The sequence below is a fragment of the Rhizobium sp. P32RR-XVIII genome (genome assembly GCF_012641395.1).
In the GTDB taxonomy this organism is placed as follows: Bacteria; Pseudomonadota; Alphaproteobacteria; order Rhizobiales; family Rhizobiaceae; genus Rhizobium.
On sequence record NZ_JABAIH010000004.1, the window covers coordinates 1 to 15908 of the forward strand.

At 61.1% G+C, this 15908-nt stretch carries 12 protein-coding genes and 2 pseudogenes; 4 read left to right on the plus strand and 10 right to left on the minus strand.

Annotated elements, in window-relative coordinates:
• Positions 1 to 1142 precede the first annotated feature (1142 nt).
• The 4 genes from HGP14_RS13210 to HGP14_RS13225 are packed head-to-tail and all read right to left on the minus strand — an operon-like array spanning position 1143 to position 7360.
• Complete coding sequence (locus HGP14_RS13210) at positions 1143 to 3296, minus strand: TniQ family protein (protein ID WP_168830329.1); 2154 nt, start codon at positions 3294 to 3296, stop codon at positions 1143 to 1145.
• On the minus strand, positions 3297 to 4253 hold the full coding sequence (locus tag HGP14_RS13215; RefSeq protein ID WP_168830330.1) for an AAA family ATPase: 957 nt from the start codon (positions 4251 to 4253) through the stop codon (positions 3297 to 3299).
• Positions 4246 to 6531: a DDE-type integrase/transposase/recombinase gene (locus tag HGP14_RS13220; protein WP_168830331.1), complete on the minus strand. Its 2286-nt coding sequence runs from the start codon at positions 6529 to 6531 to the stop codon at positions 4246 to 4248. The genes HGP14_RS13215 and HGP14_RS13220 overlap by 8 nt, the downstream gene beginning before the upstream one ends.
• Before the next feature lie 22 nt (positions 6532 to 6553).
• Complete coding sequence (locus tag HGP14_RS13225) at positions 6554 to 7360, minus strand: hypothetical protein (protein ID WP_168830332.1); 807 nt, start codon at positions 7358 to 7360, stop codon at positions 6554 to 6556.
• A gap of 138 nt (positions 7361 to 7498) precedes the next feature.
• On the opposite strand from HGP14_RS13225, the gene HGP14_RS13230 reads away from it, so the two are divergent.
• The 3 genes from HGP14_RS13230 (at position 7499) to HGP14_RS13240 (ending at position 8718) form a co-directional block, all read left to right on the plus strand.
• On the plus strand, positions 7499 to 7762 hold the full coding sequence (locus HGP14_RS13230; protein ID WP_168830333.1) for a hypothetical protein: 264 nt from the start codon (positions 7499 to 7501) through the stop codon (positions 7760 to 7762).
• A 323-nt stretch (positions 7763 to 8085) separates the two neighbouring features.
• Positions 8086 to 8475, plus strand: a complete 390-nt coding sequence (locus HGP14_RS13235; RefSeq protein WP_168830334.1) for a hypothetical protein — start codon at positions 8086 to 8088, stop codon at positions 8473 to 8475.
• Between the two features lie 72 nt (positions 8476 to 8547).
• A complete protein-coding gene (locus HGP14_RS13240) occupies positions 8548 to 8718 on the plus strand; it encodes a hypothetical protein (protein ID WP_168830335.1) in 171 nt (56 codons plus the stop codon).
• A 159-nt stretch (positions 8719 to 8877) separates the two neighbouring features.
• Here HGP14_RS13240 and HGP14_RS13245 read toward each other — a convergent pair whose 3' ends face one another.
• The 6 genes and pseudogenes from HGP14_RS13245 to HGP14_RS13270 form a co-directional block, all read right to left on the minus strand.
• Complete coding sequence (locus HGP14_RS13245; protein ID WP_168830336.1) at positions 8878 to 10845, minus strand: hypothetical protein; 1968 nt, start codon at positions 10843 to 10845, stop codon at positions 8878 to 8880.
• 6 nt (positions 10846 to 10851) lie between these two features.
• Positions 10852 to 12798, minus strand: coding sequence for a hypothetical protein (locus HGP14_RS13250; RefSeq protein ID WP_168830337.1), 1947 nt, complete (start codon positions 12796 to 12798; stop codon positions 10852 to 10854).
• Entirely contained in the window at positions 12795 to 13418 is a 624-nt protein-coding gene (locus HGP14_RS13255) for a hypothetical protein (RefSeq protein ID WP_168830338.1), read from the minus strand. Before HGP14_RS13255 ends, HGP14_RS13250 begins: the two co-directional genes overlap by 4 nt.
• A gap of 83 nt (positions 13419 to 13501) precedes the next feature.
• Positions 13502 to 13830 (minus strand): annotated as a pseudogene (locus tag HGP14_RS35500) (hypothetical protein).
• Positions 13820 to 14344: a metallophosphoesterase family protein gene (locus tag HGP14_RS13265; RefSeq protein ID WP_168830339.1), complete on the minus strand. Its 525-nt coding sequence runs from the start codon at positions 14342 to 14344 to the stop codon at positions 13820 to 13822. The pseudogene HGP14_RS35500 and the gene HGP14_RS13265 overlap by 11 nt, the downstream one beginning before the upstream one ends.
• A gap of 90 nt (positions 14345 to 14434) precedes the next feature.
• Positions 14435 to 15283, minus strand: coding sequence for a hypothetical protein (locus tag HGP14_RS13270; protein ID WP_168830340.1), 849 nt, complete (start codon positions 15281 to 15283; stop codon positions 14435 to 14437).
• Positions 15284 to 15648: 365 nt separating this feature from the next.
• Here HGP14_RS13270 and HGP14_RS13275 point away from each other — a divergent pair.
• Positions 15649 to 15891 (plus strand): annotated as a pseudogene (locus tag HGP14_RS13275) (hypothetical protein); the annotation flags it as partial.
• Positions 15892 to 15908: the final 17 nt, after the last annotated feature.

A 15908-nucleotide genomic window follows, 5' to 3' on the forward strand; every position in this document is an offset into this window, starting at 1 on the left:
ATGCTTGGCGATATCCAGACCAATTGTGGTAATCTTCTCCATGGACGGCTCTCCCTTATGTGACTTTCGACAGCCACACTTTGGCACATTGCGATGCCGGGAGCGGAGGCCGTCCACCACATCAGGTCAGCGCGACAAAAGCATGATGTCACATCGGGGTTAGTCGTCGCGCTCAAAACTGGGAGTATAAAAATGGGTCCCTTATCCGTTTTCACTTGGCATCTCTGCGTGCCAGTGGCCGTGCAAACTCGTTCCGATAGCCCCTCTTACGCCGGTTGCACCGGTGCACAAACCATCATCCCTTAATGCCAGTAACGCGCGACTTTGTCAGGGGGTGACTTTTCTGAGAGGCCACCTACGTGACAACGGCAACGCGACTCCCCCCTGTGCCCCCTAGATGGGACCCAAAACCCCACGAGCGAACGGACTGTAGGAACCAACGTACCGGCGGCGCTAACCTAGACGGTGATTCGAATCGCTGGCATTGAAGCGAAAGGGTACCGATGGGAGAAGCCAGACAACGCAAGTCGTTCACTAAAAGGACGCTATCCGAGAACCCGTTTTGTATCTACTGCGGCGGCACAGAGGCAGCGCAGGATATCGACCATGTTCCGCCGATATCAATCTTCGATGGACGGCCGCGTCCGCGCGAACCGGTGTTTAGCGTGTGCAGGCCGTGCCATCAGGGTACGAGGGTGACCAATTCCATCGCGGCCACCTTGAGCAGGATCAATATGTCTCCGGAAACGGACGCGCAGCGACAAGACATCAAAAGGGTAGTGCAAGCTACGGTGTGTCATCATCGTGATGTTGCCGAAGAACTCGGATTGGACAACGTAGTTGATGATGGACGCCCTTCAGCGCTGAATGTGGGTCCTTTACTTCATAGCCATATGCAAAGGTTTGCTGCTCGTGTCTCGGCCAGCGCATAAATCTGGACTGAAGGCCGTTGAAATTATTGATTTTTCGGAGTTGTCCGCACGTGAAATTTTAGACTGTCGCCGCTCAATTCTGGACTGGATGACGCTTCGTTCACATAATTCTGGACTGACTTTCCCGAGGTTTGGCGGCTCCGCCCACGCAAAAGGCCGGAGCACAGCCCCGGCCTTCACTCTTCCGTCGGTCTTACGGTCACGATCGGCTTACGGCATCCTGAACCTTGTAAGGTCGCAGACCTCGCCGAGCGCCCGCATGCACTGTTCGATCTCGATCTGGTCACGAGCCGTTCGCACCGCGTCGACGCGAAGCCCCGTTTCGATCCACTCGAAGTCCTTCATCGCCTCGCGGATGTTTTCTCTCTCAGATAGAAATGCCTTCCAGTCGAACCTTATGGAGTACTCGAACGTCCGTTTGAACGTGAAGCCATCCGAGGAAAGTTCGATCTTGAACGGACACTTGGATGCGCTCGTGCGAATTCGCATTCGATATGCCCCGGCGTGCTCTGGAATTACAAATGATGGCGCGTGCTCCGCCGCAGCTTGTCGCAGCAGCCCCCAGAGCTGGAAGATCGCCGGCTCGTCGGGGAGCGTCTTGGCGCCGGTCACCGATTCGAACTGCTGCCGGTCGACGATAGTCGCCATCTGGACGCCCGTGAACTGGGGCTCGATGCCCAGGTCCCGAAGTCGCTGCCTCGTCATCGGCTCGCGCAGGAAAGCGTTCGGATTGAGATATCGCCGGTGGAACTCGAGCGCCTTTCGACGCGGCATGATCCTGCCTCCGTCGTCGGAAAGGACCCCCTGTTCCATGAGCCGGGTGATCGCGGACGGAGAAAAACCTGTAAGTGCCGCGAACTCGCTGCGAAGCATCGTCTCGCCGGAAGGGCTTCTCCGTCCGAGAGCCGAGGGCTTTCCGCCGTAGCGCCTTGCCGACCGCGGGCTCTGGACCCGGACAGTATCGAAGCGGATGTTCGAGGCGGAAGGTCCGACAGCTAGAATCCTTCCCTTCACCAGCTTCAAGATGGCCTCGTGCCGGGTGATAGCGGCGCCGCGCGCGTACGCGTCCAACGTGACGCCGCTTTCCGCGCCGTCCGACGTCCTCACCTTCGCCAGCATCTCGTCGACCGCTGCTGGAAGGTAGACGAGCGTCGTCGAGCCCCGCGCCGCAAGGATCGGGAATAGAACCCGCGCTCGCCGAAGCGCTTCCACGTCGCCGCGCTGGCAGCCGAGCCGCTTGGCGACCGCCGACGCGTCCTGCGCCGTGCGTCGGGCTTCCCCGAGGATTTCGAACTGCTTTCGCCAGAAGAACTTCGTCTTTGGCGGCAGTCCGGCCTGTCGTTCCAGAAGCTGCATGCCTGTCTCCGTCACGTGGAGATCTCGCGCTGCCTGGGCACGTGGGATCGGCCAGATCCTCACGCGACTTCCGATAAGCCGCCTGTTGCCGACGATCCCGGTACGACGGCAGGCGATGGTCTGCGCTAGCACGATTTCCTGTCCGAGGAGCGGAAGCGTCCGCGTATAGGCGGCATTCCGGCCGGTGTTGATCAGCGCGGTCCAGCCGAGCATCTCCTCGCTCGTTACTGCCTTTATATCGTCCTTGTAGGTTTTGACCCATTCTCCGATCGCGACCGCGAGCACCTCGCGGTCGAAACGCAGGGCCTCGAAGCCGGCCTGGTAGTCGCCGGGACGACGTCGAGGACGATTGCCTGCCACCGGGTTTCTCAGCGCACGGCCCAGCATGCCGCAATACCAGATCACATCCGACAGCGGGCAGAGGTCCAGCAGTGGCGCTGCACCTTGCGAAAGAAGACCCAGGCGCTGGAGCAGGTACGTTTCGAACTGTCCGTCTTCCGCCTGCCTTGCCCGGTGGTCATAGCCGGAGGGAGGTGGCGGCCCTTCATACGTTGGCGGCCAATTACCCGCGCGGTATTCGAAGTCGGGAACGGCGAAGAGTACTTCCCGATGGAAGGGACAGGTTTCGAATCCGTTCAGATTCCACCACGATCGGTGGTACGCCGCCTCGGCCACGCAGGACGCGCAGTGCAGCCGCCGGCTGACCTTGAAGGTGTTTTCGTTGATAAGGTTTCCGCCGTAGCACAGTCCCTTCTTCTGTGCGACGGGCGTCCAGTGCAGAAGACCTGCCCGTTCGGATTCCGAGATCGGCAACGACGTAACGCTCTTCAATACGTCCGCCGCATGCGACTTGCCGCTCCGAAGACCGAGAGCGTGCGCGTAGGTCGCAGGAGCCGTCGCCGCCTGCTCCCGGACAAGTCTTGCGAAGTAGGATGTCGCAGCCTCGCCTTGAACAGGTCGAAGTTTCCAGCGCGAGAAAGGACGTGCCAATCGAAATCGGGGTCTCATTCAAGCGCTCCGAAAATATTTATAGGGGTCGCCGAGGCCCGCGCGCGGCAGCGACGCGGCTCTAAGATCCTCGAGCATGATGCGAAGACCGCCACGGTTGATGGCACGCGCGGAGGCCGCCCAGATCAGATCCATCACGACGCCGATCAGGCCGTTGCTGAACTTGTGGATGTCGTTCCGGATCGCCTTGGCGTCGAGGCCGGAGGATTCGGCGAAGGGCAGACGCCGGTCAATGCTTTTCAGAAGCGAGCCGAACTTGACGAGATCGCGGTCGCTGCCGGTAAGCTGCCTGAGCGGTTCCCGGTTGTAGCCTCTACGCTTGAACGCGTCGATCGAACTCACGAAGTCGTCGACCCGCTCCTCCCCGGAAAGCAGGATGCTGGTCTGCTTGATGTCGAGGATCCGCTTGAGGATCTTGAACATGTCCATCACGGTATCCGCGCGGCGCTCGAAGAACAGGTACTGGGCGTCGTCGACGATCAGCAGTTCCACCTTCAGATCGTAAAGCCTGCTGATCGCGCGGCGGATGTATTCCTTCTCGCCCCCGCGTCTTGTCGCAAACGGGTTGTCCGTCCGCGTGTTGACTTCCTGCGCGAAGTCGAAAGGCGTCCAGCGCACGTCCGCCGGCAGATACAGCACGGGGAACACTTCCTGGTCCGTTTCGACCCGTGGAGGATGTCGCGCTGCATAAGCCTCGCAGATCCACGACTTTCCGGTCCGGGATTCTCCGAGCAGCGCGCCGACCTTGCCCCCAGAGGCGGTGCCGCCGTCGAACGGCTTGTGGAGGGTCGCGATCTGTCTCGTGCCGACGTTGAAGGTATGATACTCGACGAGCATATGCTCGATCATCCATTGCCTCTTCGCCACGCTCAGCCTGCTCGCAGCGAGACGAGCCTCCGGAGTTTCGAACGAATGCATGTGAAACAGTTCGTCGGCAGTCTTTTCCTGATCAGACATTCCAGTCTCCTTCATCGTCGTCGTGGTCGTAGTTGGGATCGAAAGTCGATGGCTGTGCCGGGAAGGGCGGCTCGATCATGTCGTCGAATGGAGGGGATGCCTCCTCATGTCGTCCGGCCGGCATCACCGGCCTGGACCGGGTGCTGAACGGGGGCGGGGCGTCGACAACCGTAGGATTGACGAGGTCGAAGTGGCCGCCGTCGTAGTTCACGGTGCGCATCTCGTAGCGGCGCGAGCGGGCGAACTTCGTCGTCATCGACCTGAACCACTGCGCCAGGATGGACGCGGTGCCGGCCTTCTTGCGCTTCTGATGAAGGGCGACGATGGCGCCTGCCAGTTCCATCTTCGCCTCGAGGAGGCCGAGCTTCCGGCCCGCTTCCTTTGCCTGCTCCCGACGGTAGGCGACGATCTTCTTGTGCTGGTCGAGACGAAGGCCGGTCGCGTACTCGGCCTGCGCGCCGACGATCGAAACCTCGATCGCCCGGTCCTTTTCGCCCCACGGATCGACGACCCAGATTTTTCCGAGGTTGTTCGGATTCCGGCTTGCCTTGTACTGCGTGCCCTTATGGCCGCGGCGGCCGGTCTTATGCCCCCTGCCTCGGGAGTGGCCGCCGCTCCGGACGAACTGGAGGGCCGGGCAGTCGTAGTACAGGCCGTCCCACTGGAAGCCGTTGTTCGTGATCGTGCTGTAGGTGACGTCGCCCGCGAGCCTGGTGAAGATGTCCCGGTCGATCAGCGGCCGCACCGGAGCGTTCCGGATGCTCTCGCGCCACAGGTCCTCGGAGACGCCCTTGATGGTGGCGAGTTCGCCCAGTCCCTTGTGAGGCTCCTTGGTGAGGATGTTGACGAAATAGTACTCAAGGAAACCTTGGAACTCCGGCAGCGTCAGCACCGGCTCCGCCTTGCGGCGTTCCTCGTCGAGCTTCATCCGCTCCTGCGGATTTCCCCTCGTGGTCCCCGGCAGCACGTGTTCGACATGGATGTTCAGGATCGCGAACAGGTGCTCGAGCGCTCCTTTTTCCCAGCCTCGGGCCGGGCGGTAGGCGACCGTGGCGAAGCCGAGCTGCCGCGCCGCCTCCTGGATGTTCATTCCCACCAGGTGCTTGGCGTTGTCCGTCCCTAGCTGAAGCGGATTGCCGAAGTATGGATACCGGGCGCCGTTGATGGTGTTCGGGTCCTTCTCGAACATCATGTGCTGCAGACCGTCCAGGAATGTCTGCCACGACGGCTTCCCGAAGCTGACCGACCATCCGACGACGATGCCGGTGTACCGGTCGCGGAAGACCAGCAGATCGGGCCTGCCGTAGGCGATGGGCAGCTCGGGATCGTAGACCGTGATGTCGAGCGTGGTGTGGTCGACGTCGACGACGACGAGCGGCGCGGTCGGCCGGACCTGCGCGATCGCTGAACCATGCACGCGTTCGGCATAGTCGCGACCGTGCAGGAGGTGGTCGTGGACGTAGGGCCCCATCTTCTTCGACTCGCGATAGATCGCGGTCTCGTTGATCTTGAGGCCGCCGTCGACGTCGATGACCTGCTCGCGGATGTGGAAGTAGTCGCCATCCTCCTTGACGAGCCGCATGACCAGGGTCTTCATCAAGTCCATCCGGCCGCCAACCTGCAGTGCGGAGCTGATGGCGGACGCGATCAGCTCGCGCACTTCGGACGACAGCGTCTTGCGCCACCATCCGCTTCCTTCCTTGCGGACGTGGTTCATCAGAGGATCGAAGTTGCCGCCACTACGGTCCTTGTCGAGCCAGTTGTAGACGGAGGCACGGCAGGGCGGTTTGGGGTCGCCGATCTTCTCGGCCACTTCCGCGATGAGCGCCTCCATGTCGGGGCGGGTGAGGCCGGCGCCGTTCTTTTCGCGCATCAGTTCCTGTGCCGCCTCGACATAGGCGACCTTCATCCCCGCCCGCTTCAGGGCTTCCTCCTTTACTGCAAGCGCGCCGCCCGGCAGGTTTCGCCGCGCCTCCTCGTTGCCGACGAGCGGACGAATCCGTCCCGCACGCGACAGCTCTGCGAGATGCCAGTTCGAGAGCCATGCCGTCTCGTTGGAGTCGACATGCTTCATCATCGCCTTCACGGCCGACTGGCTGTCCTGCTGGAACCAGCGTTCGAACACGAACGTCCCGTGCTTGAGGAGGTCCGGCGTCGAAACGACGTAGGCGTCGCCCGGCTTCAGGTCGAACCCCTGGACAGGCGCGTTCTCGGGCCGGTCCGGCCCGAGCTTGAGTTCGTGGATGGTGCGCAGTCTTGTATCGTAGCCGTTGGCCATCGGATTCCCTCAATCTGCCGCGTCAGGCCGCGGCGGTCCGGGCGCGCCGCCCGGCGAGCGCATGCGAGGGATGGCGCACGACGGTCCACTGGGAGAACGGCCGGTTCAGGTCGACCTCCACCCGGCCGGCCATCGCGAGCTGCATGACGGCGGTGAAGATGGGATTGACCTCCGGGATCATGGTGGCGGTCGTCTCGCCCTCCCACTGTCCGAAGAAGGCGTTCGGCGTGACCCGGCGCATCAGGTCGCCGATCCTGAGCGGTAGCGCGGCGTCGGCGATCCTCTGCGCGATCACGTCGATTTCCGGATGCTGGGCTTCGACGCGCTTGTGCAGCCACATGAGCCTGAGATTGTCGAAGACGGGCCTTAGATGGATCGTCCGCTCGTCGAGAAGATGGTAGTGTGCACCCAGTCCTGCGCAATGGGCTTTAAGATCCGCCGTGCGCCGCGGCAGCCAGCCACGCTCTTCCTGGACGTAGACGGGTTCGACATCGAACACGACCACCCGGCCGGTCCGCGTCTTGACCGCCGCGGCGGGGAAATGCGTTCGGAGGTTCGGCTCGCCGTTGGTGGCGATCGTCCAGTACTCGGCCTCCTCCGGAAACTCCGCGATCGCGACGACCTCCGGGTTTGTGTCGAGGTGGATGAACAGGTCGTGCATAAGCGGCTGGCTCGTGCGCATCAGTCCGTTGACCGACTTCGACGACGGAAACCAGCCGGGCAGGGTCTTGTAGTGCGACCCCGGCTTGATCGTCTTGTGCGGGAAGTTAGCGGGAGAGAAGACGTGCGCCCAATGCGCCTCGTTCTCGAGCTGCTTTTTGAATTCCATGTCTGCAGTCCTTCTCCTGGACGGGGCCGGCGTCTTGCGGGCACGGCTTTCCCGTTCGCGCTCCCGGCGTCGGAAGCACGTTGGTTGATGGTTTGTCAGTCATTTCCGCCGGGTAGCGATCGGCTGCACGAGATCCAGATGGACCAGGAAAAGCGGGATTACAAGATCCTCCAGATGGCCTTAAATGTTGCCAATCAATGGCTTAAGGATTCGCGAAACAAGCCATTTGGCCGCGTCGAATCCTTGCGCACTCAGGGAATTTCCCGGTCGGTCGCCTTAGTCGCCATCGTCAGTGGCGCAATGCAAGTTGGCGTCGCAAAACGGCTTTCCAGATCGCGCGTCGTCGTCGGCAAGGATTCGCGAATCCTTACGCACGGGGTGCGCGAGGCCGGTCGTGCGTAAAGGATTCGAGCGCATTTTCAGGCGCACTGAACCTCGTCGGCCAGCCTAAATATTTTTTCTGGAAGCTCGATTTTTTTGACGAAAACGGCGGTCACGCGCTGCGTCGCGGGGATCAAGCCCGGCGGAAGGCGCCTATTCGTATCTGCAACGTGGCCATCACATGTCTCCTCAGGGAAACGAAGAAGGACATCCGCCGCTTTCATCGCGGGTTCGGAAGGATGTCGCGAGGGCATATGTTCCTATTTTGTTCGAGGCGTCAAGGACCTTCGTTTAAGATCTTGTAGACGCCTGGCCGTTAGAAGCGGCATGAACAGGAGAACGTCATGGTCATCGTGTTTTTCGAGTACGGCCCAAAGCTGTACTTCTTCGGCGTGACATCAGGGAAGCAGACGACGCGTTGCTCGTTGTCCTACAGCGATGTCGCAAACGAGCTTCAGGCTCTGGAGGAGGAGGAATGGCAGGACGGCCGCGAAATTCCTCGGCCCGCAGAAGTGCAGGGCATGGCCCTTCGGACTTTCCAATTCATCGCTGGATACTGGGTGGCTGTCGATGTCGAAGACGGGATAATCACGGTAGTCGCCACGCTCGATGAAGGCGATGCCTGCTATTGCATGTCATCTTCCGAGCCTGAGGAAGTGCTGCGCGTCAACGGCCCTGAGTCGGCGAGAGACTTCGTCGATCAGCTCGCATCAAGCCACGGATTGGGCGGGTGAGCGATACCGCCTCGCTGTTTCCAAGACTGCAGAGGGGTAGCGTCCCCGGCTGATGCCCAGTTTTACGAAAAAATGGTCAAGATCAAGGAGAGCGCCCTCGCCAAGAGGTTTCTCCCGCTCATAGTCGTCCGCGACGAGCTTCGCGACCCTTGCGATCTCAGGTGCAAGATGTTCCGGAACCCGTTCTGCAGTCAGTCGATCAAGAGCGGCGCGTGCGGTCGCGACGTCGCCGAGAAGCTGTGACGCCCGAGCGATCCCTAGCAGCTTCTCCTCCGGAGTACGTTTCTTTATCGCTCTCATCATCATGCTTTGAGCGTGGATTGCCGTCCCGCCGGCATCAAGCGCCTTGATGGTAGCAACAACGCCGGGGGGCCGTCGAGGCTAGCAGCGCTGACGGTTTGTTCATTTCACAGACTTGGCAAGACGAGCCTTTCCTTTCCTAGCCTTGGCGGCCACCGTCGCGGTGCTTGGCGTCTCCCGGCGGCCAGGCACCTTCACGATCAGGACGCCCCGCTCAGTCCCGTCGTCGAGAAGATCGCCGAGGCGAGTGTCGTACCAGGTGTCCATATGGGCCAGACGACTGTTCTTCTTCGATAGATCGAGGACCAGCATCAGGCCCAGCTTGACGTTCGTCGCCTGGTAGATCGCGGTCTGCTCTCCGTACGAAGCAAGGAGGTTGTCGAACGAAGCGTCGGCCAGCTCCCGCTTTACTTCCACGATGATGACGACGCCGTCGCTCACGTAGGCGACGTCCGCCCTTCCGCCGCCGATACCTCTCAGTTCGTCGGTCACCGGCAGTCCGGCCGACCGTGCATGTCGCAGGAAGTCCTGCTGGAGTTCCTTCTCCAGGGGGAGGGGCTTCCCACGCTCGAAGAGATATTCCGAGAAGCGATCCATCTCCACTGAACTGTCCAGCTTCTGAGCGAGGAAATTCGCAGCCCCAAGTACGAGTGCCAGAAAGTGGTTTCGTACTGCGGGCTTCGCATAGTCTTCAATGGAGGCGAACGCCCGGTCCACGGTCTCCAGCATTCTGCGGATTGCGATGCCGACGTTCTGCGATTGGTGCGCGTACACAACCTTCGCCGCCGTGACCACCAGATCCTCGTAAGCCTCGTCGCTAGTGGATCGAACCCTTTCCTTGAGCGCGGAATCCAGTGGGTCGCTGGACTCCGCGTCGAAAGGGAAATCGGGCCCTCCCTGGTATGATGCCTCGACAGCCGCGGCGAGGTCGCGTGTCAGCTCGGCGTCGAAATTCGCAGCATGCCGACGCAGCCATGCCGACAGTTGCAGCACGTGGTTGCGGTTACCGAAAAGGCGTGGCTCAAGGACGGGTCTGATCACGCAGTCGACGCCGCAGCCGGGAGGACCGGCGAAGACAGAGCGGTTTGCCTCGTAGGCAAACAGCAGATGCTTTTCGATGATCTCAACTGCCTCGAGCCACACGTCCTCGTCGAGCCTGCTGGTCAGGGCTGCCAGATTGCCTGCAAGCGATGCGAGCGCCGCGACTTGGCTGGCGATCGACCCGAGAACAGGGTCGCTTCGGCCCATCAGCGAATATTCTGAGTATGCGAAGGCGCTTGCTCGCATCGCGCGCAGGGACTCATCCAGCCCCGCCGGGATCGTCCGCTCGTGAAACTCCATCAGGAGGTCGATCGCAATCTGATAGGAACGGGCGTCGTGCCGGGATGCTCTCGACGCGACGGCGCAGTCGAACTCATCACGCGCATCTGACAGATGGCGGACGACTTCCGCTGTGTCTTCGGCTTCGATCGCCTGTTGCAGGGATACAAGTCCAAGCTCGAAGTGAACCTGGTCGTCCGCGCCGTCGACGCCGTCGAGAAGGCGAAGGAAATCCGCCAGTGCAGGATTACGGGTCTTTCCATGCAGAACGCCCGCTATCCTGGCAGCATGAGCGAGGTATGTCGGCTCGTCTCCGGGAGAAGTTTCCGAAAGATCGGCGATCAGCCTGGCAAGGCGGATGGCGTCGTCACGCGCGAACGCCAACGCGCCTTTTAGCGCCGCAATGCGTAGAGGCGTCGGTTTTCTCTGCTCGGTGGCCAGCGAAAGGAGACGCTTGAACACCTTCGTCTCGGCCGCCGATTCCGAGAAATTCAGCGCGAGCAGACGGTCCGAGATCGTACTCAGCTCCGGGCCGCGGTCGATGACCGTCAGGACTTCGGCGAGAAAGTTGTCAACGTCCGCCGGGCGGCCCTCCCGGTATGGCAGCACCAGGTCGACCAGCATGTCCGAGAAGACCGACGCACCGACGCGAACGCCGTCCGACAGGAGGCTCTCAAGCCCTCCGAAGCTGTCGACGGTCGGCGCCTCCTGATGGGAGAGCAGACCTTCCATGATCTCGTCGTACTGCATCAGCGTCTACCACAGATATCCGTCCGCTCGATTCTTGACGACGTTGTCGCAAGGAACATGGCTGAGGATGGCATCGTTCTCGATGCCCGCCAAAAACACTTGAACAGTCGGCAGGGCCTCCGACAGCTTGCCCAGACCTTCGATGATCTGGGAGACGTCCTCGTTGACGACTTCGGCGCTTCCTACGGAGTCGAGTAGCAGAACGCCCGGATGCCGGCCTATGCCGCTCTCCTCGGCCACGTGGATCATGGCAAGGGTCGCGGCGAGCTTGAGACGCGTCTTTTCTCCCGACGTGCACTTGCTGAAGGTCTTCGGGCCGCCCACGAAGAAGACGTCCATGGTCGTGTTCCCCTTCAGCTTCACCTCTCTCAGGTCGGTGATGCCGAACGCCTGCGCGAACTTCGCCGTCAGGTCGGAGACGCGTCCGAGCACCTCGGTCTGTTCTTCCCTGTACATCTTTTCGGTCGCTGCGATGGCGGCATCGAGAAGTCCGACGTCTGCAGGTGCCGTGGTCGGTGCGTCGCCGGCCATCTTCTCCAGCTCCTCGATCTGGGCGTCGAGCTTTAGAAGCTCCATCTGGCCGTCCGGCCGGGACTGGATGTCCTTCATTTCCTGCTCCAGCCGACGAGACTCCAGGTCGTACCGGTCCCGCTCCGCTTCCGCTTCCGTTTTCTTCCGGGTGAAGTCGGCCAGGCGGGTCCGGAGCTTTTTGGCCTCGTCCTTGGCGACTTTCACGGCTTCCCGCAGCTCTGCCTCCACGCCCGCGCTATCGTCAGGCCCCCGCGGCTCCGCGCGGCCGCAGACGATGCAGTCGTGGTGATCCTGCCTGACGGTGCGAACGTCTTCGTCATAGACTTCCTCGCAGCTCGGACATGAGACCGGGTTGAGACGACGAAAAATGTGGCCGGCCGCCTGACTCTCCAGGAATGCGCTCAGCTCACGCGACGATGCGGTGACGGCGTCTTCGGCGGCACGCCTCTGACCGTCGATCTCAGCAATCAGGATGATGTTCTTGCGAACCCTCTCCGCAGCGGCCATGAACTTCGTCAGCGCGTCGGACACGGCCCGCTGGACTTCCGCAACCGGCCTCTCCTTGGACTGGACGGACACGATCTTCGCCCGGCTCTTGTTAAGCTCGTCGAGACGTGTCCGCGCCGCGTCGGAGACCTGCCGCTGTGCCTTCGCTTTCTGATCGCCTTCGATCTGCTCGCGCTTTCTGGCTTCCATCAACGATGCCCGCGTCATGATCCATGGCAGGCCCAGATACATCTGCATCATGCGCGTCGGCTTTCCATGGCTTATGTCCGAGCCGCCGAACACGGTGGAAGGATCCGGCTCGAACCACATCGCTCCGAACAGCCAGTTCCAGCCATGCCGCTGCTCGACGCCTGTGCCATCTTCGCGCTCCGCGATCGCCTCAAGGGAGTCGAGGCCCAGTTCTTTCAGAAAGAAGCTGTCCATCGCTTCTGCGAAGGCCTTCGAATCCTCGAACCGCGCGACCATGAACTCCTTGCCGCGGACGAACTTCACGAGCTTGCCGACACCCCGTTCGGCGTCATCCAGACGCACCTCGAACTCGTCGTTGTCCAAATTGAACCGCAGCGACAGTGTCCGGAACCAGCCGTTCATGTCCGAGGGAAGCGTGCGCGTTCCCGTCAGCGCCCAACGGATGATTTTGAGGAGCGATGTCTTGCCCTTGAAGTTCTTCGAGGAGACGAAGGCGTGCAACCCGACGCCCATTTTCTCAAGTGAGAAATCGATGGCCGACGTTTCGTACTCGCCCGTCTTCGTGCCTTCGAACTTGAGGTCAACGAGCCTGAGGCGACGGGGGATCGCATGCGTCAGGCGGGGTTCGATGCCGTGCCGCTTGAGCAGCACCTCGACCTCGTCTACGCCTCTGCTGGTCTTCTCGGCAATCTGTGAGACCCATTGCTCGCGTGTGATAGCGCTCATGCTTCGATTTCCTCCAGTCTGGCACGGACGCGGTCGGCAATCGTCGGGATGAGATCGTGTAGCTGCGCTTCGTGGTATTCTTTCTGCTGATGCTGCCGCTCCTTCAGAGCGCTCCCGCCACGGCCCCCGGCGACCTTGAGGACAAGCTTCGCGCGGCCAGCGTACCACTCGAAGATCGAGTGCTCCCTGACAATCCGGTCGGCGAGTTCGATCCCGGCTTCGCTCAGGAGGAAGTGACGGGGATTTGCGGTTGGATGAAGAACGGTAACAGGCCGCACGAGTCCTGCGACCGCCAGGATCGAAAGCACGGTGTCGAGCGGCTCGTAGGCGCCGAAGTAGCGACGCAGCATCGGGATGGCCTTCTCGGAAGGTTCGTTGTCGTCGAAGATCGCTCGTGCGGCATCCAGAAGCGCTTGCTCCCTAGATTCGTCGTATTGCGTCAGCAGTTCGTCTGCAAGGTAGTCGGGGTAGCGGACCCAGAAGTCTAAGGCCTGGAGGCGGGTTTCGCCTTCAAAACGGCGCGGATAGCCGGAATACGTATCGGAATCGGGGTTTTCCACCGAACCCTCTACGAGAAGGAAAAGGATTCGAACGGCGTCGCGGTATTCGGTGTTTGCCATGCACTGCCTCGAAATGGACAGCCACATCGAAGCGGTGGGTCCTAGGCTTCGCATTTAAAATGATGACGGGCTCCGGGTAAAGATCAGACAACCGGTGATCGTGCCGCGAACCACTCCGCGTATTCCGTCGTCCGCGCCATATGGCGATTGAGATCCGGCGCTCCGTCAGTCCACCACACAGGCCCACGCTCACCAAGCCCGACCTTCGCGGCGTCCACCGCCTTCCTTGCGGCGCGAAGCCGATCTGGATCGTCGTCCGCTTCCTTGACCCACGACGAGCAGACATCAGCTCCGACACTAGCCGTTTTCTTTCATTCTCCGGCAGATGCGGGTTCGCCTTCCGCCAGAGACGGCCTCGAACGACTACGTAATGGCCGTCCGGCGTCGTGAGCACGCCCTCGCTAGTCTTCATTGGCTCGGTCCCAACCGACGGCCACGGGCTTTCTGCGGAGAATGTCATTGAGCGTGACAGGCCGCAGACCCCGCGCGTCGACGCCGACGTCGAACTGGTGGGGCAGGGGCTTCAGCCGGCCATGCGAGTGACCGTGCAGATTGATCGACTTCTTGCCCATCTGGTTCCATGTCCGGAAAGCGTAGTGGCACAGGACAAGGTGATGACCGTCCAGCCGGAGTTCGCCGTAATGCTGCACGCTTTCCCACCCTGAAGACCCCGCCGTCGTCTCCGGGTCGTTGTTGCCGATGATCAGGTGCTTGCGGCCGTTCAGCCTAGCCAGCAGCTCGTCGCAGCTTCCGGCCTTAGAAGACATGACGTCTCCCAGATGCCAGACCTCGTCCTCGGGACCGACCGTCTCGTTCCAGTTCCGGACGAGCGCGACGTCGTGTTCGACCATGTTGGGAAACGGTCGTCTGTCGAGACGGAGGACGCGTGGATCGCCGAAATGGGTGTCGCCGGTGAAGTAGATCATCGGCTAACAAATGGTGCCATTGCACCTTTCGTCGACCCGTTCTGCTAATTGGAGCCGTCTGTGCGTGCAGTACGAACGCTAGTCACAGTGTCACTCGTCATACCAACCGCTCCACCAGGAATCCGTATCGACGCCAGAAGCGATCTCCGCAAGATCGAGGTTCCGCGGGTCTTCGGTAGGAACTACGAAATCGCAACTGAATGGAAAGCTTTTCTCCATCTCCGCTCCATCACCACGCCGCACGTCGGAATTCGATCCCCATTGCAAGCTTACAGCTATCGACCCCGAAGCTCGGTAGCGCACCCATGAACTCGTGATTTCGACCACCTCCGTATCTTCGGTATAGATCTCCTCGATTCCGTGATGGGTGGCGATTTCGTCAAGAGACTGGATTGTTTCAGACATAAGATCGCCTACCGCTTGTTCATCGAGAGACTCGACTAACGGCCCTATGAGGGCGGAGCGATATTCGAAGTAAGCCGTGTACAGATCGACAAGGTCGTCAACGACTGGTGCGACTTCCCCGTCCTGAAGATTTAGATCCGAAATCAAGGTGCCCTGCCGAGCGTGAACATGCTTGCTCAACCGGTTGAATGATCGGAGAATACGAGACCGAAGCGGCCGAGGATCGAAGCCGAGCTCGCTCGAAAGAAATTCGTCCGTAAGGCCGCCCTGGAGCCAGTACTGAATTCGCTGAGCGCGAACCGGCCCATCCCGTTCCGGCTCCTTCTTGTACCAGGAGCAATTCTCCACGTCGTCACTGGGAGCGAGAGTTCCCATGACGTGTTCGAGCAGGACCCTAATCGACACGGAAAAGAACACCAGACGAAGCGGATTTTTGCCGTCCGCGAGAACCATTGAGGCCGCGGTTAGCGCATCCTTCGAAAAACGGTCGATCTTGAGGTCGGCGAGCCCCAATAGTCTGGCACTTGCAGTCATGGTCTCTCCGATGAGGCTTCAGCGTGCTGCTGTCCGTCGATGAACCGTACCTGTTTCGTTGCCGCCGTCTTGTCAATCTGTGGTTCCGGAAACCTCACTCCACACTGATCGCCGGCCGGATGGCACATCTTCTCGCATCCCATTGCCAGCCTGCGGCGAAGCTTCGCCAAGCTCGCTCCTGCGCCGTACTGAGCCACCAAGGTCTTTCTATGAAAGCCGTCGCGACGGTCGCAGCGATTACATTCCAGCAGGATCACAGCATCACGGATGTCCTTCAACGTCGGCCCGTCGCCACCGAGGTTCTGCCGTCTTCTAGCCATCTCACCCCCTGCCTTCGGCGTAATGCCCGCGCGCCCGCTGCTACCCAAGGCGACGTCGTCCATCTCGTGGCGCAGCAGCTCTTCGATCTGTCGGGAGACCTGTCCGGACTGGCCGACCGCGACATGGACTTCAAGCTGCCGACGGGCCGCGGCGACGAGTTCGCGCACGGATCGCCGGGCAGTCCGGATTCCAGGGATCGGCCGAAGCCCGTGCCGCAGCCGCGGGACATCTTCGTCAGAGATCTTCACATCGACACGCTGAAGGTGAAGGCACGGAATTTTCACTAGAGGGGCAGAGCGGTCGC